Source organism: uncultured Capnocytophaga sp., from assembly GCF_963525585.1.
GTDB lineage: Bacteria > Bacteroidota > Bacteroidia > Flavobacteriales > Flavobacteriaceae > Capnocytophaga.
In genome coordinates, this window is sequence record NZ_CAURLX010000038.1 from 1 (window position 1) to 21,702 (window position 21,702).

Annotated in this window: 18 protein-coding genes; 17 read left to right on the forward strand and 1 reads right to left on the reverse strand. The window is 37.1% G+C overall.

Features of this window, described 5'->3' with window-relative positions; genetic code table 11:
• The first annotated feature begins 96 nt into the window (after positions 1-96).
• The 9 genes from RYK20_RS08675 (at position 97) to RYK20_RS08715 (ending at position 5,423) form a co-directional block, all read left to right on the forward strand.
• Positions 97-408 carry a hypothetical protein gene (locus RYK20_RS08675; RefSeq protein ID WP_314895138.1) on the forward strand — a complete coding sequence of 104 codons (312 nt, stop codon included), beginning with the start codon at positions 97-99 and terminating at the stop codon, positions 406-408.
• Positions 409-479: 71 nt separating this feature from the next.
• A complete protein-coding gene (locus RYK20_RS08680) occupies positions 480-1,028 on the forward strand; it encodes a hypothetical protein (protein ID WP_314895139.1) in 549 nt (182 codons plus the stop codon).
• 42 nt (positions 1,029-1,070) lie between these two features.
• Positions 1,071-1,505, forward strand: coding sequence for a hypothetical protein (locus RYK20_RS08685; protein WP_314895140.1), 435 nt, complete (start codon positions 1,071-1,073; stop codon positions 1,503-1,505).
• A 142-nt stretch (positions 1,506-1,647) separates the two neighbouring features.
• Entirely contained in the window at positions 1,648-2,103 is a 456-nt protein-coding gene (locus tag RYK20_RS08690; RefSeq protein ID WP_314895141.1) for a hypothetical protein, read from the forward strand.
• A 257-nt stretch (positions 2,104-2,360) separates the two neighbouring features.
• On the forward strand, positions 2,361-2,606 hold the full coding sequence (locus RYK20_RS08695; RefSeq protein ID WP_107782907.1) for a hypothetical protein: 246 nt from the start codon (positions 2,361-2,363) through the stop codon (positions 2,604-2,606).
• Between the two features lie 418 nt (positions 2,607-3,024).
• The gene (locus RYK20_RS08700; protein ID WP_314895142.1) at positions 3,025-3,324 is read left to right on the forward strand and encodes a hypothetical protein; all 300 of its coding nucleotides are present in this window, start codon (positions 3,025-3,027) and stop codon (positions 3,322-3,324) included.
• A 151-nt stretch (positions 3,325-3,475) separates the two neighbouring features.
• Positions 3,476-3,802, forward strand: a complete 327-nt coding sequence (locus RYK20_RS08705; RefSeq protein ID WP_314895143.1) for a hypothetical protein — start codon at positions 3,476-3,478, stop codon at positions 3,800-3,802.
• A gap of 115 nt (positions 3,803-3,917) precedes the next feature.
• Positions 3,918-4,655, forward strand: a complete 738-nt coding sequence (locus RYK20_RS08710) for an ABC transporter permease (RefSeq protein WP_297978251.1) — start codon at positions 3,918-3,920, stop codon at positions 4,653-4,655.
• Positions 4,656-5,423, forward strand: coding sequence for an ABC transporter ATP-binding protein (locus tag RYK20_RS08715; protein WP_297978252.1), 768 nt, complete (start codon positions 4,656-4,658; stop codon positions 5,421-5,423). It begins immediately after the preceding gene.
• Between the two features lie 3 nt (positions 5,424-5,426).
• On the opposite strand, the gene gcvH is transcribed toward RYK20_RS08715, so the two are convergent.
• Complete coding sequence (gene gcvH / locus RYK20_RS08720; protein WP_314603769.1) at positions 5,427-5,804, reverse strand: glycine cleavage system protein GcvH; 378 nt, start codon at positions 5,802-5,804, stop codon at positions 5,427-5,429.
• 155 nt (positions 5,805-5,959) lie between these two features.
• Here gcvH and tpiA point away from each other — a divergent pair, with 155 nt between their 5' ends.
• The 8 genes from tpiA to RYK20_RS08760 form a co-directional block, all read left to right on the forward strand.
• Positions 5,960-6,712 (forward strand): triose-phosphate isomerase, encoded by a 753-nt coding sequence (tpiA, locus tag RYK20_RS08725; protein WP_314895144.1) that lies wholly within the window; start codon positions 5,960-5,962, stop codon positions 6,710-6,712.
• A 60-nt stretch (positions 6,713-6,772) separates the two neighbouring features.
• The gene (locus tag RYK20_RS08730; protein WP_314895145.1) at positions 6,773-7,528 is read left to right on the forward strand and encodes a hypothetical protein; all 756 of its coding nucleotides are present in this window, start codon (positions 6,773-6,775) and stop codon (positions 7,526-7,528) included.
• Positions 7,529-7,532: 4 nt separating this feature from the next.
• Positions 7,533-7,955 carry a hypothetical protein gene (locus RYK20_RS08735; RefSeq protein ID WP_314895146.1) on the forward strand — a complete coding sequence of 141 codons (423 nt, stop codon included), beginning with the start codon at positions 7,533-7,535 and terminating at the stop codon, positions 7,953-7,955.
• A gap of 66 nt (positions 7,956-8,021) precedes the next feature.
• On the forward strand, positions 8,022-9,725 hold the full coding sequence (ggt, locus tag RYK20_RS08740; protein WP_314895147.1) for a gamma-glutamyltransferase: 1,704 nt from the start codon (positions 8,022-8,024) through the stop codon (positions 9,723-9,725).
• Between the two features lie 312 nt (positions 9,726-10,037).
• Positions 10,038-12,989, forward strand: coding sequence for a TonB-dependent receptor (locus RYK20_RS08745; RefSeq protein ID WP_314895148.1), 2,952 nt, complete (start codon positions 10,038-10,040; stop codon positions 12,987-12,989).
• Positions 12,990-13,305: 316 nt separating this feature from the next.
• Positions 13,306-17,586: a DNA-directed RNA polymerase subunit beta' gene (gene rpoC / locus RYK20_RS08750; RefSeq protein WP_297978259.1), complete on the forward strand. Its 4,281-nt coding sequence runs from the start codon at positions 13,306-13,308 to the stop codon at positions 17,584-17,586.
• A 34-nt stretch (positions 17,587-17,620) separates the two neighbouring features.
• The gene (locus RYK20_RS08755; protein ID WP_297978260.1) at positions 17,621-17,914 is read left to right on the forward strand and encodes a DUF3467 domain-containing protein; all 294 of its coding nucleotides are present in this window, start codon (positions 17,621-17,623) and stop codon (positions 17,912-17,914) included.
• A 529-nt stretch (positions 17,915-18,443) separates the two neighbouring features.
• On the forward strand, positions 18,444-21,702 hold a 3,259-nt coding region (locus tag RYK20_RS08760), incomplete at its 3' end, for a hypothetical protein (RefSeq protein WP_314895149.1).

The window sequence follows — 21,702 nt, forward strand, 5'->3', positions numbered from 1 at the left end:
GCTATTCATTATCTGTTTGATGAAAATGGCAATTATGTTGGTACAAAAGAAGATATAACTCGTAATAAAATCTCTAATAATAAATAATTAAGTTATATGAGAATAAAAGAATTGTTGATAGACTTTTATCAAGAGCTAAAAAATGATAATAATCAAATTTATGATATAAACGGAACTAGGAGCAAAATATCTTCTAAGGCTGAAAAATTATTAAATATTATAGATAAGAAAGATCAGCAGTGTATGTGTATTGATAAAAAAATTTTTTCTTTTCTGAATTTCATAAATGGCTATGATACACCAAGATATGAAGATAATATGTATTTGTTTAATAATGTTGATTTAGAAAGAGAATATAATATGTTAGAAGATATCGATTTATTAGAAGGAATTAATTTGGAAATATAAAGACTAATGTTTGGTAATATTCGGGTACGAGTTGCAAGCTCACACCAGCGGGGGTATTGAAAAAAATAGTTATGAATAAAAAGATCTTAAAAGAAGGGGAGGTATATGCAATACCTCTATCAGATGGTAGTTATACGATAGCCCAGCTATATAATAAATATATTTTTGGGAAGAACAAATCCTTTGATACATTTACCTTTTTTAATTATAAATACAATTCATTACAAGAGATAATAGAAAAATGGTATCATTTAGATATGTCTTCCCCATTCGCAATAGCAACAATAAATTCAAAACCTTGGATATATGGATGGATTTTGTTAGGAGAAAAAAATATTGAAATAGATATTATATACAAAAATAATATTCTTAAGTTAGGTCATTACAATAATTACTCCACAGACCCTCATTCATTTTTAAATCCCTTTTTTGGATTATATCCTTGGGACTGTGACCCTGATGTAGATGAAGCTCCTGAAAAATCTTTTATAAAGCACTTATTACCTAATTATGAACCTTATGAAAAAATTAAATATTTAAAAGATTATTCAACAGAAGAACTGATTCATCTATTAGGAGAAGAACATATTCGAGTAAAAGAACGTTTGAAAAAAGGGTAAGGTTCCGATGGGACATATCAAATGTAATAAAATGGGATAAATATGAATGTAAAAAATGTAAGACTTATTAACAAGGAAGAAAGGGATGAAATAAATCGCTTATCTAACGAGGCTCTAAAATTATTAAACTTATCTGATGAATCAAATATCATTGATATCTTAAATAAAATGAATATATTTGTAGATAATTTCATAGAAAATAATAGTGATAATAGTTTAGAGGAAGACTATGCTTATAAATTCGGGTCTCTCTTCGGTAACTTGATAAATGCTAAATATGAATGGCAATGGTATTATATTGAGAATGAAAAAGATATTTTTTATGGTGTAGTGTCTCAAAAGCAGAGAGCTTGCTGTATTTGCCATAATTATTTTTATGAAATACTTACCCAAAAACGTTCTAACAACTTTAAATTACTTTTTAGTATGATTGAAAAAGAATATCCCAAAAATTGGTATTTTGTTGTTTTAAAATAGAAAAGGGTAATGTTTTAGTTGTGTTGTTAAGAATTCCCCTCGCTGACGCGAGTCACATCAGTGGGGGGGATCCTGCAAAAACGTGCTACTTTTATAAACTAATACTAAAAAAATTAAGCGTAAAAAGACAAAAATAAGGACTGTGGAAACAAATAGATTAGATTATTTAATTGATAAAATAACAGACTATTGGAATGAATATGTAACAGAAAATATCGCTTTTTTGAAAAAAGAAGTGTTATTTATCTCAGAATTTTTCCATTTAATAAATTTTTCTATATTCCCAATATCAATAGAAGAAATTGAATATCAAATAGCTAATATTGAGAATGACAATCAAAAGTTTCTGAATAATTCAGTTACTTTGAATAAAAAAATCTCAAGTACTTTACTGGAATATAAGACTTTTAAAGAAATGTCAGAAGTAGAAAAAAAGTTGTTTGATTTATTTATATGTTTCTTTGTAGGAGGGGTAGAAGATAGCGAGCTTATAATAGAATATGCTTCTTATGATTTACTTACTCTTGGAGTTCCAGAAGAAACTATAATTAAAAAGTTATATCAACACTTTGGTGATATTATAGATTATCAAGAATGATAATAATGTTACAGCTGTGTTGTTGAAATTCTAACAATTTACTAATCAACACAATACAGAATAATTAAAGCTCAATTTCCTTTATACACCGTAGAGAAAAGCGTTTTTTAAGCCTATAATGTGCTCTAAATAGTGTGAGGGGAATTATGAATTGTGAATTGGGCACAAGCAGCAAGCTTGCGCCAGCGGGGCGAATTAGGAGAGCGAATAGCTTCGACAAGAAAAGGAATGGAATAATTGTTCTAAATTGTAATGTTATGTCATTTGAAGAAGAAGTAGTAAAATCTTTAGATTCAACAAAAGAATTAAATTCTTTTCAACCAATGAGAGATATGGTTGCTTTAGCAAGGGGTAAGAATATTTCCGATAAAGAAATTAAGTCTAAACTGCTAAGTTTGTTTGTCAAGTATTATGAAGAAGGGGAGAATAACAATGAAGAATCTCGTGATAGAGCTGATAAAATAGCAGATTTATTAGATGAAATGGATTATAATCGTGTCTAAAAAAATAATGTATCTGATGTTTTAGGCAATGTATCAGATGTCTTGTTAAAGCAAAAAAGGGTAATGTATCAGATGTGTTGTTAAAATTTCAATACCCTTAAAATCAACACAATATAAAAGAAATACCCTACTATTTCGCTTTACCCACCATAGAGAAAAGCGTTTTTTAAGCCTATAATGTGCTCTAAATAACATGAGTTCAGTATAACAGAAATCGCCCACAGATTTTCCCTTATTGGGGTATTTCTTACAGTTTGTGCCTACTACTCAGTAGTGCCTTTGACTCTTTATGAGAGCTACAAGCTCTTAGTATAATAGGTACGAGCTGCAAGCTCGCACCAGCAGAGGAGAAGGAGGGGTAAATATTCCTAAATCTCCTTTAGGCAAATGAAATATTTAAAAGAATTAGGTTTTTAGTATGGCATACTTTTTATATAGAAAAGATTTAGCTTTTTTTGTATCTCCTAAAATTGCAGAATGTATCATTAATAATGTAGAAATAGAAGATTCGGAGATTATGGCTATAACTTTTACTTTTTTAGGTGATAGATATAAAACAATTATAGATAGAGAATTTGCAAACAAATACTATATTGTGAATGAAGATGTTTTTGATTTAGAAACAGATCATAAAGAAGAATTATTTTTTGAGTTACAACCTGTCCCTTATTCATTATTTAAGAATTTTCTCTCTAAGAATAATATACGCTGGCAGTAGGTAATATATCAGATGGGTTGTTAAAGCAAGAGGAATAGAAAATACAAAAACAGCCAACTCCAACAAGCCCCTACCTATTACTATAAAGGGAGAACAACCTTTGTAGGAGGAGATCTATCACCTGAAGTTTTACAAAACTAAATAAAAAATAATGAGCTATAGAATATTTATTGGGAATGATATTGATAAATTATCTGATTTTATAGAATTATATATTTTTAATAAAACAGAACATATCAATTTATTTAGAACATTGAAGGAGTTAAAATTACTCTTTCCTATAATTAGAGAATTAGAAGATTATAGTGAAGATGTCAATTTGTATAAAAAGGAAATTGAAGAACTGATAGAAGAGATAGACAAGATACAAAAAAATGACAGCCTAAAAAATAATTATTTTTTGGATTCTTTATATATTAGTGCTAAAAAAGCTTTAGATAAACATTTACAATTAATATGTATAGGAGGGGAAGATTAAGAGATAAAGGAGAAATATTTCAAACGTGCTGATAGAACTATTTTTACATAAAAAAATAATAGATTCAATTTCTATTGTATAATTTTTGCGTATCTTTGCCCTTTCAAAAGTTAAGATGAAACACTTAGAAGCCATAGGGCGTTATTTCCTAATGATATACGAAGTCTTTCGTAAGAGAACAAAATGGTCAATGACTAAGAGGCTCATTATGAAAGAAATAGATGACCTTATGTTTGGTTCTTTAGGAATAATAGCCTTTATATCCCTCTTCGTTGGGGCGGTAATTGCCATCCAAATGGCGTTGAATATTGATAATCCTCTTATTCCTAAGAGCTTGATAGGTTTTGCTACACGGCAAACAATTGTTTTGGAATTTGCACCTACTTTTACGTCTATTATTGTAGCGGGAAAGGTAGGTTCCTTTATTACCTCTAGCATAGGAACGATGAGAGTAACTGAACAGATAGATGCTCTGGATATAATGGGAGTTAATTCTTTGAATTACCTTATATTCCCGAAGATTATAGCGCTGCTTTTGTATCCTTTTGCGATTTCCTTGGCGATGGCTCTGGGTATCTATGGAGGCTATATAGCCGCTACAATGGGACATTATGCTACCTCAGCAGAGTTCTTGGAAGGGCTTAAGCTACAATTCCGCGCTTTTGACATTACTTATGCCTTTATCAAAAGTATTATTTTTGCTTTTGTATTAGCAACTATTCCAGCTTATCACGGCTATTATATGAAAGGGGGCGCACTGGATGTGGGCAAAGCTAGTACTACTTCTTTTGTATGGACGAGTGTAGCGATTATTATTATTGATTTTATTATTACTCAAATTCTTCTTACGTAAATGATTGTTGTTCAGGATATAAAAAAATCTTTTGAAGGAGTGGAAGTTCTTAAAGGAATTTCAGCTACATTTCACAAGGGTAAAACGAATCTTATCATTGGGCAGAGCGGTTCAGGTAAAACGGTCTTCCTCAAGACACTACTGGGACTTCACACTCCTGATAGTGGGAATATTATCTATGATGGGGTTAAGTATGCCGATATGAATAAAGAACAACGCCGAAGGCTCCGACAAGAGATGGGAATGGTCTTTCAGGGAAGTGCTCTTTTTGACTCAATGACAGTAGAGGAGAACGTAATGTTCCCTTTGCAAATGTTTTCCTCACTTTCACCATCAGAGATGAAGGATCGTGTGGATTTCGTATTGGAAAAGGTGAATCTAGTCAATGCACATCACAAGAAGCCTTCTGAAATATCAGGAGGTATGCAAAAGCGAGTAGCTATCGCACGTGCAGTGGTGAATGCTCCTAAATATCTCTTCTGTGATGAACCCAATTCTGGGCTCGATCCTAAGACAGCAATAGTCATAGATAACCTTATCCACTCAGTTACACAAGAGTTCAATATCACTACGATTATTAATACTCACGATATGAACTCTGTGATGGAGATTGGAGAGCAGATTATTTTCTTAAAGAATGGTTATAAAGAATGGGAAGGAAGCAAAGAGACAATATTCAGAACTGATAATGAAGCGGTTACTGATTTTGTGTATTCTTCCGAACTCTTCAAAAAGGTAAGGCAAATGTATCTTCTTGATAACCATTAGGTATTACATCCCTATAAGTTTCCTATATTCGTCTGCTTTTAGGAGCGTATCTAACTCACTTGGGTCAGAGGGTTTTATTTGTATAATCCAAGCTTCATAAGGAGATTTATTAATTTCTTCAGGCTTTCTTACAAGGTCTTTGTTAAAATCTATAATTTCTCCTGAAAGGGGCATAAAGAGATCTGAAAGGGTTTTTACAGCTTCTACAGTACCAAATACCTTGTCCTTTGGGAGAGTTTCTCCTAAGGTTTCTACCTCTACATATACAATGTCACTAAGCTCACTTTGAGCAAAGTCTGTAATTCCTGCATAGAATAATTCACCTTCTTTCTTCACCCATAGGTGCTCTGGAGTGTAATAAAGTTCTTCTGGAAAATTCATATATAAAAAGTTAATAATATTTGGTCGCAAAAATAAGGAATTTTCAGCAAAAAAAATGGAAATTATTTTGCCTATTTCTCTCGTTTTTTTCAATAAAAATTCTTATCTTTACACCTTAATTATGATAAGAATAAATTTCTATTAATAACAGACTTATGAGAAAAAAAATAATTGCAGGAAACTGGAAAATGAACAATGATGCGGGGCAATCCGCAGAGCTCATTGCCGCTTTGCTACAGAAGCTCCCACAGACTAAGGCCGAGGTGATTATAGCCCCGTCTTTTGTGAATCTGGCTTTAGCAGTGGAAAAAACAAAAGGGAGTCCTATTGTGGTAGCTGCACAGAATATGCACTTTGCTGAAAAAGGGGCTTTCACTGGAGAAGTATCCGCTTCTATGCTTGAGGCTATAGGGGTTAGAACCACTATCTTAGGACACTCCGAACGTCGTGAGTACTTTAATGAAACGGACGAAAGTCTCGCCAAAAAGGTAGATACTGCCCTTGCTCATCAGTTCCGTATCATCTTCTGTATAGGGGAGAAACTTGCCGAACGTAGGGCAGAGAAACACTTTGAAGTGGTGCAGCGCCAAATAGAAAAAGCTCTTTTCCACTTACCTGAGGATGCTTGGAAGCATATTGTACTTGCTTACGAACCAGTATGGGCTATTGGTACGGGTGAGACAGCTACTCCTGAGCAAGCGCAAGAGATACACGCTTTTATCCGCAAGACCGTAGCGGATAAGTATGGCAAGGAAGTGGCCGATAATCTCACTATTCTATATGGTGGCAGCTGTAATGCCAAGAATGCGGCTTCTCTTTTTGCTAATCCTGATGTAGACGGAGGCCTCATAGGAGGAGCTGCCCTTGTAGCAGATGATTTTATCTCCATTATTCAGGCGATGAAATAAGTCAAAAATATTTACCAAGAGGGATAGGGGAGACTCTATCCCTTTTTTAAACTTATAGATATGAAAAAAGTGACTTTTATTCTGCTATTCGTTTTGTTCTCTTCAGCTATGGCACAGCCTTGTACCTATAAGGATGTATTAAGCAAAATGACCCTCTTCTATGACAAAACCTATCCCTCCAAGATAGATATTCAGAAGGCGGACTTCTCCTCCGTTATTCTCAATCAAAGTACAGATTATTTAGGGGCTATAGGGGTTCATAAAAAACGCTTAGTGGTCTTGATTTCTTCTGCTAAGCGCAATCCTCAGAATCCTTTGGTGTATGAAATAGCGGGGAAAACACGAGTGGGGAAGAATGTCAGGCAATTCAAGGGGAGTATAACCCTTACCCAACTTATCTCAGGCAAACCAGAAGATACCACAAATGATCTCTACACAGAAAATAGTGGTGTACAGGAGGAAGGCGTGGCCGTGGGCGATTTCATTTTGGACGAATATGAAGACCTCCCAGCCACTGGGGTATTCAAGGGTAAAGTACTCTTATGGTGGTTTCTCTCCAAAAAGGGAAAGATAGAATATAATGATGGCTATCTCATAGCAGATCCTTACTTGAATAATGCCTATATAGGGACTTGGACAAGCAAGCAAACACATAAGTCTCAGCAAGTGAGTTGGGGGCACTATCGTGTTCCCTGTGCAGGTGATTTGGATATGGGTGCAGGAGAATTTTCCCCTGCCCCTGAGTATTATAAATATGGTTGGGACGAATATATCCAAGAGATTAGAAAGAAGTATCCCGATGCTTATAAAGATTAAAAATATGAAAAAACTATTACTACTCATTACATTCCTGAGTTCTTTTTTTGTAAGAGGACAAATGACAAAGGATGACCTCATAGGGAAGACTTTCGTAGCAGATGTTACACAATATACCCCTGAAATCAATGGAGAACCTCTCTATAAGCATAGCAACGAGCAGCACCCACAAGTGAATCTCTATCTTATTTTTGAAAAGAAACAAGTAATTGTAAAAGAGGAAGATAGAGTGACCAAACAGGTGTTTCGCAAGGATACCCGCTCTTGGACACTCAAGGGGAATCACCTCAGGATCCCACAAACAAAGAAGAATCGCTACTATGAGGTTGATCAGTTTGAGTTTTATTTTCAAAAGGGCAAGCTTATAGGAACACGTGTAACTTGGGATAAGAATCTGGAAGAAATTGTCTTTGAGATTAAAAAATAAGAGCTTTTCCTCTGAAATAGAAATAAATTCGTTATATTTGCACAATCAATTCAAAACTATTGTTCTATGATTCAGAAAAGAAATCTTTTACTACTAGGATTGCTTCTTTTTCTAGGCGCTTGTACTACTTCAAAAGTTGCTCAAAATCAATCCAAAGGAGTACTTGCTAAGCACGCTATGGTAGTGAGTGCTAAGGAAGAAGCCTCTCAGATAGGACTTGCTATCCTCAAGAAAGGAGGCAATGCCTTTGATGCAATGGTAGCTACGGAACTGGCATTGGCTGTGGCATATCCTAATGCAGGAAATATCGGGGGAGGCGGTTTTATGGTCTATCGCCTTGCCAATGGAGAGAAAGGAGCCTTAGATTACCGAGAAAAAGCGCCTAGTAAAGCCCACCGAGATATGTACTTGGATGCAACAGGGAAAGTAATTCCTGATAAAAGCACCCTTGGAGCTTTGGCTATAGGAGTACCAGGAACCATTGATGCTCTCTTTGAAGTACATAAGAAGTTTGGTTCGCTTCCAATGGCAGAACTGATACAACCTGCTATTGATTTGGCGCGTAATGGAGTGGTTATCACACCCTTACAGGCTGATTTCTATATGGGAAAAAATGTTGCAGAAATAAGGAAAGCTAATAATTATGTAACACCTTTTGACAAAGGATGGAAAGCAGGCGAACGCTTTAAATATGAGGAATTGGCACAAACTCTAGAGCGCATCCGAGATAATGGAAGAGCAGAGTTTTATGAGGGAGAAACGGCACGTCGTATGGTCAATTATGTACAGGAATTAGGAGGTATCCTGACTCTTGAGGATTTAAAGAATTACCACTCTCAATGGCGTACCCCTATTACTTTCAATTATAAGAACTATACTATTTCCTCTATGCCATTGCCCTCGAGTGGAGGACTTTGCTTGGCACAGATTCTAAAATCGGTAGCGCCTTATAAAATAGGAAAGTATCCCCATAATGGAGAAAAATACATACAACTCCTAGTGGAGGCAGAACGCCGGGCTTATGCTGATAGAGCTTATTACTTGGGAGATCCTGATTTTGTAAAAGTTCCAACAGAAACCCTACTTTCTCCAGAATATCTTAAAGAGCGAATGAGTAGCTTTTCTTGGGATAAGGCAAGCAAGTCCAGCGAAATTGCTCACGGAAAAGTTGTGGGTTATGAGAGTGATGAAACTACACATTATTCTATAGTAGATGCACAAGGTAATGCCGTAGCGGTAACTACTACACTCAATACCAATTATGGCTCTAAAGTATATGTAAAAGGAGGCGGCTTTTTCCTGAATAACCAGATGGATGATTTCAGTATTAAGCCAGGGGAACCCAATACCTACGGGTTGGTAGGATCTGAGAAGAATGCTATTGCTCCTAACAAACGTATGCTTAGCTCTATGACTCCTACTATAGTAGAAGAAAATGGAAAGCTCCGTATGGTGATAGGAACTCCTGGAGGTTCTACAATTATTACTTCTGTGCTACAATGTCTTTTGAATGTTTTTGAATATGGAATGACAATGCAGGAATCCGTTAGTAAGCCTCGTTTTCATCATCAATGGCTTCCTGATGATGTAATGTTTGAGCCTAATGGTTTCGACCCTGCAGTAGTTGCTAAGCTTAAGGCTAAAGGTTATAAGCCCAAGGAAGAAAACTTTGTCATTATCGGTAAGGTAGATGCTATCTTGGTAGAAAAAGATGGTTCCTTAGAAGGAGGAGCTGATCCCCGAGGAGATGATACGGCAGTAGGTTTCTAAACTATTAAAAATAGAAAATGTAAAAAAAATATTTTTTTTTATTTGCTAATTTAAAAATAATTACTATCTTTGCATCGTAATACAAAATAGTAAATAATAGAAATGAAATATATCCAAAGAAATATGATGATGTGTTGTACAATGGCTTACCCATAGTAGGACATTATTCATTTCTTTTGCCCATAGTTATCAAATAAAAAGGAAAGCAATGATGTACGTCATTGCTTTCCTTATTTATTTTTCTATGATAAAAGAAAGAAATCCTACAAAATAGAAAATAAAATTACATAATTAACCCCTAAACTTAAAAAAATGAGAAAAGAAATTCAAAAAAGAATCTTAACGCTAGCCTTTCTTCTGCTAGCTACCCTTGCAGTAGGGCAAACACTCAAAGGAAAAGTGACTGATAACGAGAAAGAACCTCTCTTAGGAGTTACCATTATAATAAAAAATACTTCTCGAGGAACAACTACCAATGAAAAAGGAGAATTTACTATTACAGTGTCTCCTCAGGATGTTCTAGTCTTCTCTTATATAGGCTTTAAGAATAAGGAGATAAAAGTAGGAAAGCAAAGAACCTTAGCTATTACTCTAGAAGATGATGCTGAAGAGCTCCCCGAACTGCTTATTGTAGGCTCACGAGCGGGAGGACGTACCAAGGTGGATAGTCCTGTACCAGTAGATGTATTTGATGTGGCTAAAACAAGTAAAGTACAACCACAGGTGAATATTAACCAGATACTCAATAGTGTGGCTCCTTCTTTTACCTCTACTACTCAGGTGGTTTCTGATGGTTCTGACCACTTGGATCCAGCCCAACTCAGAGGGTTAGGTCCTGACCAAACACTCGTTCTACTCAATGGAAAAAGACGCCATACTTCTGCTTTTATTAATGTAAATGGAACTCCAGGGAGAGGGACTGTAGGGACAGACCTCAATGCGATTCCTTCTTTTGCTCTTTCCAAAATAGAAGTGTTACGAGATGGAGCATCTGCCCAGTATGGTTCTGATGCGATTGCAGGGGTAATGAATCTTGCTCTTAAGAGAGAAAAAGGACTCTCTACACAGCTTAGCCTTGGAGGGCATCTTACACCAAAGGCTAAAGATCACCGAGGTGATTTCGATGGAGGACAAGGACAGCTAGATATTAATTATGGAACCGAATTAGGTAAAAAAGGAGGCTTCCTGAACCTGACTTTCTCAGCTCAGTTCCGCAATACTACTCATAGGGCAGGAACTTTTGATGGAACTATTTTCAATGCTTATAACGCTATAGAACAGCGAGCTTTGAATCATAATGATAATCTTTCTCGTTATTTTACAAATATCAATGTTGATGCAGATCCTCGTCTGTTAGGGCTTATCAAAACCTATGCGCAGGAAGTGGATTACTTTAGCCCCGCTTATCTAAGCCAGATACAAGGAGCTTCCTCTCTTACAGATTTGCGAACTGTTCTTAATCAGGACTATACAGAACAAGAACTTGCTTATCGAGGGCTTTCTCGTAAGGATTTTAATATGCATGTAGGGCAGTCTGGACTCCTAGGAACACAGTTTTTCCTCAATGTGTCCTTGCCTATTAGTGATCGCTGGGAAGTATATGCTTTTGGAGGGCAGAGCTATCGTTATGGAGAAGCAGGAGGGTTTTTCCGCCGTCCTAACCAAGCACGTACCTTCACAGGACTACATCCTAATGGATATTTGCCTAAAATCACCACAGATATTCAGGATTCTTCTATTTCAGCAGGGATTAAGGGAGAGGCTGGTAAGTGGCATATTGACTTAAGTAACACTTTTGGTCGTAATGAGTTTGCTTATACTATCCGCCAGACAGGGAACACTAGCTTGCGTTTTGATTCTCCTTCTTACTTTGATGCAGGAAAGTTACGTTTCTTACAGAATACTATTAATCTGGATTTTTCTCGTCCTATAGCTCTTTTCCAGAAGTCTAACCTCTCTTTTGGGCTAGAGCAACGTTACGAGGCATATACTACAGTAGCAGGAGCAGAAAATTCCTATGCTACATATAATAGAAGGGGAGATGTTCTTGATTTGGGAGCTCCTGCTAGTGAGAAGGTAACAGACTTCTTTGGGGCAAATCTTCCAGGTGGAGCTCAGGTACTTCCAGGTTTTAGAAAGGAAAGTGCTTTGACTCAGACACGTAATGTGATTGCAGGCTATGGTGAATTTGAAACAGATATTACCCGTTGGCTCCTTGCAAATGCTGCTCTCCGCTATGAGAACTATTCTGATTTTGGAAATACATTTAACTATAAGCTCGCTACTCGTGTGAAGCTTTTCCCTAATGTGAATCTTCGTGCAGCAGCTTCTACAGGTTTCCGAGCTCCTTCTATTCACCAGCTGTATTATACAAATATTAATACATTGCAAATCAATGGGGTACTACAGGAAACAGGTACTTTTAATAATATTTCTCGTCCAGCTCAGCTCTTTGGGATAGAAAGCCTTAAGGAAGAAAAATCAAAGTCAGTAAGTGCAGGTTTTACCGTGAAAGTGCCTAAGGCAGGGCTTACTCTTAGTGCGGATGCTTATTTTATCCGTGTAGATGATCGTATTATCCTTACAGAAGCTTTCTCTAAACCTACAGGAAGTACTCCTGCTGAGAATGAACTTAGGCAAATCTTTGATCAAGCCAATGTAACCACTGTCCAATTCTTTGCTAATGCAGTGGATGTAGAAACCAAAGGAGTAGATGTGGTTATTACACACGCTTACCAAGGGAAAAAATTCTCTTTGAATAATGATTTTGCCTTGAACCTTACAAAAACCCAACAAGTGGGGGATATTCATACACCTAACGCCATTAAAGCCGCAGGCTTAGAACAGAAATTCTTCTCAGAACGTTCTAGAGTGCTCTTAGAAGAGGTGATCCCACGCCTTAAGGCAACCCTTTCTCATAACCTAACCGTAGGAAAATGGAGTGCTTACCTTCGTAATACCTATTATGGAAAGGCTACAGGACCTGATATTATCAGACCTGCAGACCAAGTAGGGGATTTTATCTTTGATGAAAGAGGACATCAGGTGATTCGTGGTAAGGTAATTACAGACCTTTCTATAGCTTATAATTTTACTACTAAAGCTTCTTTGACTCTTGGTGTGAATAATCTCTTTGATCTCTATCCAGAGAAAAATGTAAAGGTAAATAATAATAATGACCAGTTTGTCTATTCTCGAGCTACTTCACAGTTCGGACTTAATGGAAGGTATGTATTCTTACGTACGACCTTTAATATATTTTAATTTTCTCATTATTAATTATTTATATAGGGAAAATATGCTTAGGAGTACCTCTCTTAAGCATATTTTCTTTTTTTTTGAAAAATAAATAGGAAAACACTTGATTTTTTAAAAAGAAAGTTGTATATTTGCCCTCTATTTGGAAATGGTGTCCAAGTGGGAACTGTTTTGATATATTTAGAACATATAAAAGCTTGGTTTTCTTACATATAAAGAAGAAAAAAGAGATAGAGAAGGTAATATAGGGACTGCTGTATAACCTCCTCTTTTTGTGCGTTTTTTCCAAAAAGAAACAAAATTTGTTATTTAAAACAATGCTATGGCAAGAGTAAAAGAGAAAAATGCAGTGATGAGATTTGATAAAATCTCAATCGGATTAGCCTCTCCAGAGAGTATCTTGGCAGTCTCTCGTGGAGAAGTATCCAAACCTGAAACGATCAACTATCGTACCCATAAGCCTGAGCGTGATGGGCTTTTCTGTGAGCGTATCTTTGGGCCTGTGAAGGACTATGAGTGTGCCTGCGGAAAGTATAAGCGTATTCGCTATAAGGGGATTGTGTGTGACCGTTGTGGGGTAGAAGTCACTGAAAAAAAGGTTAGGAGAGAACGTGTAGGGCATATTAACTTAGTGGTTCCTATTGCTCACATTTGGTATTTCCGTTCCCTTCCTAACAAAATCGGATACTTATTAGGACTCCCTTCCAAAAAGTTGGATATGATTATCTATTATGAGCGATATATTGTTATCCAGCCTGGGATTGCCAAAAGCATTGAAGGGGAACCTCTACAGAAAATGGACTTCCTTACCGAGGAAGAATACTTGGATATAATGGAATCTCTTCCTATAGAAAATCAATATTTGGAGGATTCTGATCCTAATAAATTTGTGGCTAAGATGGGGGCTGAGTGTCTCTACGATCTCCTTCAGGGACTAGACCTTGATGCGCTTTCCTATGAACTACGCCATAAAGCAAATACAGAAACGTCTAAACAACGTAAAACAGAAGCTCTTAAGCGACTTCAAGTCGTAGAGGCTTTCCGTGATTCTCAGAAGAATAGAGAGAATAAGCCTGAGTGGATGATTATGAAGGTGCTTCCTGTAATTCCGCCTGAATTACGTCCGTTAGTGCCTCTTGATGGAGGACGTTTTGCAACCTCTGACCTTAATGATTTATACCGAAGAGTAATCATACGTAATAATCGCTTAAAACGACTTATAGAAATCAAAGCGCCTGATGTAATTTTACGTAATGAGAAGCGTATGCTTCAGGAGTCTGTTGATTCTCTTTTTGATAATACACGTAAATCTTCAGCGGTGAAGACCGATGCCAATCGTCCGCTCAAGTCTTTGTCAGATTCTCTTAAGGGGAAACAAGGTCGTTTCCGCCAGAACTTGCTTGGAAAACGTGTGGATTATTCAGCTCGTTCGGTGATTGTTGTAGGGCCTGAAATGAAACTCTATGAATGTGGATTACCTAAGAATATGGCTGCAGAGCTTTACAAACCTTTTGTAATTCGCAAGCTCATTGAAAGAGGAATTGTAAAAACTGTAAAATCAGCAAAACGTATTATAGATAAGAAAGAGCCTGTAGTGTGGGATATTCTAGAGAATGTAATCAAAGGACATCCTGTATTACTGAACCGTGCTCCTACCTTGCACCGATTGGGTATTCAGGCTTTCCAGCCACGCCTAATTGAAGGAAAAGCGATTCGTCTTCACCCATTAGTATGTACTGCGTTCAACGCTGACTTTGATGGTGACCAGATGGCAGTTCACTTGCCACTAGGACCTGAAGCAATCCTAGAAGCACAAATGCTGATGTTAGCTTCTAATAATATTTTGAATCCTGCCAATGGTGCGCCTATTACGGTGCCTTCTCAGGATATGGTGCTTGGGCTTTACTATATTACCAAAATGCGTAAGAGTACTCCAGAGGAGCCTATCAAAGGAGAAGGATCAGTGTTCTATTCTCCTGAGGAGGTAAATATTGCTTATAATGAAAGAAAAGTACACCTAAATGCCTCTATTAAGGTACGCACAACTGATTTGGATGAGGAGGGAAATATTGTTACAAAACTTATAGAAACTACCGTAGGACGAGTCCTCTTTAATGAAGTAGTGCCTAAGGAAGCAGGGTTTATCAATACAGTACTTACAAAGAAATCTTTACGTGATATTATCGGACACGTACTTAAGTGTACAAGTATTCCTCGTACAGCTGATTTTCTAGATGATATCAAGTCTATAGGATATAAGTTCGCTTTCCAAGGAGGTCTTTCTTTCTCCTTAGGGGATATTATTATTCCTCAGGAAAAACAAGCGATGATTGCCGATGCTAATGAGCAAGTACAAGGAATCATCAATACTTATAATATGGGGTTAATCACTAATAACGAACGTTATAATCAGGTGATTGATGTATGGACTTCTACCAATGCCCGCCTTACAGAATTGGCGATGAAGCGCATTAGTGAGGATAGGCAAGGGTTCAACTCCGTATATATGATGTTGGATTCTGGAGCGCGTGGTTCTAAAGAACAGATTCGTCAGCTTACAGGTATGCGAGGACTGATGGCTAAGCCTAAGAAATCTACAGCAGGAGGGGGAGAAATTATTGAGAACCCAATTCTTTCTAACTTTAAGGAAGGACTTTCTATCTTGGAATACTTTATCTCTACCCACGGAGCTCGTAAGGGTCTTGCCGATACAGCGTTGAAGACAGCTGATGCGGGATACCTCACTCGTCGTCTAGTAGATGTTTCTCAAGATGTGATTATCAATACAGATGATTGTGGTACGCTTCGTGGTATAGAAATTCAAGCTCTTAAGAAGAACGAAGAGGTTATCGAATCACTTGGAGAACGTGTGTTAGGACGTGTAGCTCTGAATGATATTATCAATCCACTTAATGAGGAAGTAATTGTTCCTGCAGGGGAAGAAATTCGTGAAGATGATGTGGTAAAAATCAATGCAGCTCCTATTGAAACTATAGAGGTGCGTTCGGCTCTTACTTGTGAAGCAAAACACGGTATTTGTGCTAAATGTTATGGGCGTAATCTCTCTACAGGAAAAATGGTACAGATTGGAGAAGCTGTCGGTGTCGTAGCAGCACAATCTATTGGAGAGCCTGGTACTCAGCTTACCTTACGTACATTCCATATGGGGGGTACTGCAGGAAATATCTCAGAAGAGAATAAGATTATCTCTCACTATGAAGGAATCTTGGAAATAGATGACCTCAAAACAGTAAGTGGGGAAGATTACGAAGGTAAGCCTGTAGAGGTAGTAATCTCTCGTACTTCTGAAGTAAAGATTTTGGAACCACATACCCGTATGATTCTCAGTACAGCAAATATACCTTATGGTTCTTTCATCTTTAAGAAAAATGGAGATAGAGTAGCTAAAGGAGAGGTGATTAACCAATGGGATCCTTATAATGCGGTGATTATTTCTGAGTTCTCTGGAAATATAGCCTATGAAAATATTGAGCAAGGGGTTACTTACCAAGTGGAAATAGATGAACAAACAGGTTTCCAAGAAAAAGTAATCTCAGAATCACGTAATAAGCGACTTATTCCTACAATGCATATTCAGGATAAGCAAGGAAATATCCTTCGTTCTTATACCTTGCCTCTGGGAGCGCATATTATGGTAGATGACAAAGAAAAAATAAAAGAAGGAAAAATTCTTGTGAAGATTCCTCGTAAGTCTGCTAAGTCAGGGGATATCACAGGAGGTCTTCCTCGAGTAACAGAACTTTTTGAGGCACGTAATCCTTCGAATCCTGCTGTAGTGGCAGAAATAGATGGGGTAGTTTCTTTTGGAAAGGTGAAACGAGGAAATAGAGAGATCTTCGTAGAGTCCAAGACTGGAGAAAAACGTACCTATTCTGTAAAACTTTCCAATCAGGTATTGGTACAGGAGAATGACTATGTACGTGCGGGAATGCCTCTTTCTGATGGTTCTGTAACACCTGAGGATATTTTACGTATTAAAGGACCTTCTGCTGTACAACAGTATTTGGTAAATGAAGTACAGGAAGTATACCGACTCCAAGGGGTGAAAATCAATGATAAGCACTTCGAGGTAATTGTACGTCAGATGATGCGTAAGGTGGAAATCCAAGATCCAGGGGATACTCTCTTCCTAGAAGAACAATTGGTACATAAAGATGACTTTATAGAGGAAAATGATAAACTATTTGGAAAGAAAGTAGTAGAAGATGCTGGAGACTCTGAGAACCTTAAGCCAGGACAGATTATTACAATGAGACAATTACGTGATGAAAATTCCTTGCTTAAGCGACAAGATAAACGATTGGTGATTGCACGTGAAGTAATTCCTGCTACTGCTGTTCCTGTATTACAGGGAATTACCCGTGCTTCCTTACAAACCAAATCATTCATCTCTGCGGCTTCCTTCCAGGAAACTACTAAGGTACTTAATGAAGCTGCTGTACAAGGAAAAGTGGATTACCTTGACGGACTCAAGGAAAACGTTATCGTAGGACATCGTATTCCTGCCGGTACAGGTATGAAACGCTATGAAAATATACTTGTAGGTGCTAAGAAAGACCTTAAGCAGAATAGTCTTTTGTAAGACAAGAAGAAAGGTATATCTAAATAACTAGGAAATGAAGAATGAGATTAATATAGAAGTAGATGATAAAGTAGCCTCTGGCGTATATTCTAATATCATAGCTGTCAGCCATACCGATGCTGAGTTTGTTTTGGATTTTGCAAGTATGTTACCAGGGTTTTCCAAGGCACGTGTACAGAGTAGGGTATTATTATCTCCTATACACGCTAGGCATTTGATGAATATCCTACAAACGCAACTTGCTCAATATGATAGTGAGCAACAGCCTATTTCCGAAAAAGATATGCTCGGTGAACAACCTCGCTTCCCCAATGCAGGAGAAGCATAACCCTGAATTTCATAGGTAAATTTGTCATAGTAAAAAGTGGAAACCGCTCCTTAAGGGGGCGGTTTTCTATCCTTATTATATATAAAACCGTTCTTAATATAATGTCGGTTAGGTATAACAAAATAATTATTTATACCTCCTCCTCTCACATACTCCACTCTTGCCGACTTTTCCCTCCAAAGTAGAACAATAGGAACATTCTCATTAAAATTTCTATCTAAGAAAATAAGATTGAAAATCAAATATATACTTACGTAAAATTTTTGTCATTTATATTTTCTTTATAAAAATTTTTGCCACTGAGGCTTAAGAATTCTTACTAACTAAGTGCAAATTTGTTACAAGCTAGAATCTTTAAGTGTATAGGCTTCTATTAGAGGATATGACCCTATATATAGATTATTTTTAGCAAAAAAAACAAAAAATAATTATGTGGAAAAAAAAACTTAAAAAATACTTGCTATATTGATAATAATTTATAAATTTGCGCGAGAAAATTGTTGTGAAAAACAATGAAAATTATAAGATAGTGAAAATCAATAATTCCAGTGGGGATATGAAAAAATATGTATACTTTCTGTTTGCCCTTCTGGCTACTTCTCTTATAGGAATGGCTCAGAATTGTAGGGTAGGCTATGGAGTTACAGCTACCAATACAGCTTGTGGAGGAACTGTAAAAGTCACTTTAGCTTCTGCCGATGCTTCTTGTATTACTTCTTACCGAGCTGTCCTCTTTGATAGTGACGGAGTGGAAAACTCCCGAGAGGCTTTTGATAGTACAGGTAAGGCAGAATTTAGGAACCTCTCTTCAGGAAATTATAAGGTGAAGATTATAAAGACAGATGGTTCTGATACTCACCCTACTGAAACGGCAGTAAATGTAATAGCTACTTATGTGCGTTTTTCAGTAGATATGACGGATGTAACCCAAGTAGCTGCTACAGGAGAATGTGCCAGTAACGGGAAAGTAACTCTTAAGATTAAGGATGGAGCAGGTCCCTTTGTGGTTAAGTTCTATGAACAGGGAAGCACCACCCCTGTAGCTACCTCTGCACCCACTAACAAGTTGGGTAACCTCACCCCTGTGGAAGTCTCAGGACTCAAACCTTATACAAAATATGATGTAGAAGTTACGGATGAAATAGGTAATATGGGTTGTGGCATTACTGAACCTAAGAATGTACGTAGTGTTATAACAGATTCAGCTTCAGGTTCTTTTGTAAGGAATATAAGTTTGGACACTTGGCGCCCGAAGAAGATAGCAGAACCTTCCCGTGTAGCCTCAGGATTTGTGACAGTTGAAATAGATAATGCTAAAGCAGGTGCAGGACCTTTTACTGTTACTATTACCAATCACGATACGGGAGTTACTGTAGCTACTCAATCCATTAATAAGGCAGCGGGAGCTTCCACTACAGCCTATATTACTCCTTCAGGTTCTCAAAAGTTCGAAGGAAATAATAGGTATAACATAAAAGTTACTGATGGTAGTTGTACCAAAACAAAACAAATGGGATACTCATATGGGTATTCTTCAAGAGCTTTGAAACTTTTTCTAGTACCTTCACTCTCTTGTACTAATTGTAACTTGTTTGATTTTGCTTTTGCGGCTGATTATACACACGAGGGAGCAAGACCTAATTATTATCCATTCCTGATTACTGTACAGATACAACGAGGAGGAACTACTTTACCTCTTATACAGTATACTAATTCAGAAGCACTTTCCAAAAATAGAGTAGGAAAGTATCACGTATATGGGAATAACGAATTTGGTTTTTGGAATTGGTGGGATCCTATGGTATATAAGGTAGGAACCCAAATAAGAGTAGGAGATGTGATTACTGTTACTTATCAAGATTCCAATAATGTAACTCATACAGCAACCCATACAGTATCTCCCCCAACAACTCTCCCAGTAACACTACTATATACAGGTCCTAAATCGGGAGGGGGTCCCTGTGACAAAGTAGTACTCTTAAAAACATATCTACAAACAGGATATAGGGGAGCTTATTATAATAGCTTTTGTAATACAGCAGGGATAAAGTATAGAGTAAAAGTAGGAGGTTCCTGGGTTACTCCTCCTGCAGGGAATACCTCTCAAAGTGGAAGTTTGTTCAGGTATTTTAATGAAGTAAATAATAATGAACACGTCATAACTGTACAGAATGCATTGGCTTCTACCTATCAAGTAGAGTATGCAGGGGCTACAGGATCACTTGATGGCTCTACTACTAAGGATTGTAAGCATTACCAATCACAAGACTTTACAAGCGCTCAAGTAAATGCTATAAATCCACTAGCTAATTTGATAAGTAATATTTCAGTAGGAGGAACTCCTTCACAAACTTTGGAGCGAACTCCTACAGGAAACAAAGTTTATATAGGAAGTTCAGATCCAGATTATACAGGATTGAAATTTATTACAGCGACTAATAAACTGACAGTAAAGCTAGAGCGCTTAGATAATAGTGGTAATGTAATTAATGGAAAAGTAACAATGAATGTTACAGGTCCTGGGAACTTAGCAGGGAACTATACAGTTACTTTCCCTTATGTAAAGCAAGTCTGGCCAGGAAATAATAACGGAACTGATTATATTTATCAATTTATGGATGTCCCTGTAGGTAAATATAAGATAACCCTTTCAGACCAATGTCCAAGTCGTCCAGCTGTTTCTTCAAGCTTTACTGTAAATGAGGTACCTTCACCTTCTCATACCTTGGATATGGTAGCCACTACAAGTTGTGCTACAGGAGGAGGAACTTCTAAAGGAACAGTTACCTTTACAGGTTCTACACTAAAGAATTATACAGCAGGGTTTGGATGGATGTATATTTATAGGGATTTGGATAATGGAAATCCAAAAATCCACTTACGAGAGGGTACTCAGGTAGCTTCTACACGACTGACAGTGACAGATAACCTTTCAGATACTAGTAGATATAACTATACAGCCACAGTAACCAACCTACCACCAGGGAAGTACTTATTGGCATTGGTAGTGGGAGCTAGTATGCATTCTCTTATAGATAGAAATGTGGCACAGGCAAATGGATATATGTATTCAAACTTGCCTTTTCCTGCTGGAACAAAGATATACAAAGCCTTTGAAATTAAAAATATAACGGATGTAGCACCTGCTTCCAGTGTAGCCATGTGTAATCCGAGTGATGCTAATTCAGGAATTGTAAAGGTGGAACTTCCTGCCAATGCATCTCCTCAGTTCCCTATTACTTATACCTTATATAAGGTATCTGGAGGGAATAAGACCATTGCAGTGAATGGTTCAGGCGTACAGATAGCACCTATCACACGTCAAGAGAGCGATACGGATCATAATGCTCAGTTCAATAATGTGCCTAAACTTACCGGAAGTGATACCTATGAAGTAGAATTTAAGTCTGGTTGTTTAGACAGATGGATCACTGTACAAGATTTTGGTACCTTAGATAATCCAGTGGTAGGGGTAAGTGCAACAAGTGTTTGTAAGGGAAATCCTCTTACCCTTAGTGTGAATATCCCAGAGAGCTTGTATGATATCCAGTGGAAGTCTAATCCAGCAAGTGCATTGGCGGGTATTCCAGCAGCTACTTTGAAGCGTTCTAGATTCACCTTTAATGCAACAGAGGATGCTCAATACTCAGTAGATTATAAAATAAAGGCAAGTTTAGGTTGCTCTGTTGTTCTTAAGAGTACAGATCCCAAATCAGTTACCCTGATAAGAAATAACTTCACGGATGCTGATCTTATTTCGATGCCATCGGATCAGTCACTAACTTTGT

Coding starts and splice junctions, on each gene's coding strand:
- RYK20_RS08705 (WP_314895143.1), top strand. CDS start 3,476: ATGAGCTATAGAATATTTATTGGGAATGATATTGATAAATTATCTGAT.
- RYK20_RS08680 (WP_314895139.1), top strand. CDS start 480: ATGAATAAAAAGATCTTAAAAGAAGGGGAGGTATATGCAATACCTCTA.
- RYK20_RS08735 (WP_314895146.1), top strand. CDS start 7,533: ATGAAAAAACTATTACTACTCATTACATTCCTGAGTTCTTTTTTTGTA.
- RYK20_RS08730 (WP_314895145.1), top strand. CDS start 6,773: ATGAAAAAAGTGACTTTTATTCTGCTATTCGTTTTGTTCTCTTCAGCT.
- RYK20_RS08745 (WP_314895148.1), top strand. CDS start 10,038: ATGAGAAAAGAAATTCAAAAAAGAATCTTAACGCTAGCCTTTCTTCTG.
- RYK20_RS08710 (WP_297978251.1), top strand. CDS start 3,918: ATGAAACACTTAGAAGCCATAGGGCGTTATTTCCTAATGATATACGAA.
- gcvH (WP_314603769.1), bottom strand. CDS start 5,804: ATGAATTTTCCAGAAGAACTTTATTACACTCCAGAGCACCTATGGGTG.
- RYK20_RS08685 (WP_314895140.1), top strand. CDS start 1,071: ATGAATGTAAAAAATGTAAGACTTATTAACAAGGAAGAAAGGGATGAA.
- rpoC (WP_297978259.1), top strand. CDS start 13,306: ATGGCAAGAGTAAAAGAGAAAAATGCAGTGATGAGATTTGATAAAATC.
- RYK20_RS08700 (WP_314895142.1), top strand. CDS start 3,025: ATGGCATACTTTTTATATAGAAAAGATTTAGCTTTTTTTGTATCTCCT.
- RYK20_RS08675 (WP_314895138.1), top strand. CDS start 97: ATGAGAATAAAAGAATTGTTGATAGACTTTTATCAAGAGCTAAAAAAT.
- ggt (WP_314895147.1), top strand. CDS start 8,022: ATGATTCAGAAAAGAAATCTTTTACTACTAGGATTGCTTCTTTTTCTA.
- tpiA (WP_314895144.1), top strand. CDS start 5,960: ATGAGAAAAAAAATAATTGCAGGAAACTGGAAAATGAACAATGATGCG.
- RYK20_RS08755 (WP_297978260.1), top strand. CDS start 17,621: ATGAAGAATGAGATTAATATAGAAGTAGATGATAAAGTAGCCTCTGGC.
- RYK20_RS08715 (WP_297978252.1), top strand. CDS start 4,656: ATGATTGTTGTTCAGGATATAAAAAAATCTTTTGAAGGAGTGGAAGTT.
- RYK20_RS08695 (WP_107782907.1), top strand. CDS start 2,361: ATGTCATTTGAAGAAGAAGTAGTAAAATCTTTAGATTCAACAAAAGAA.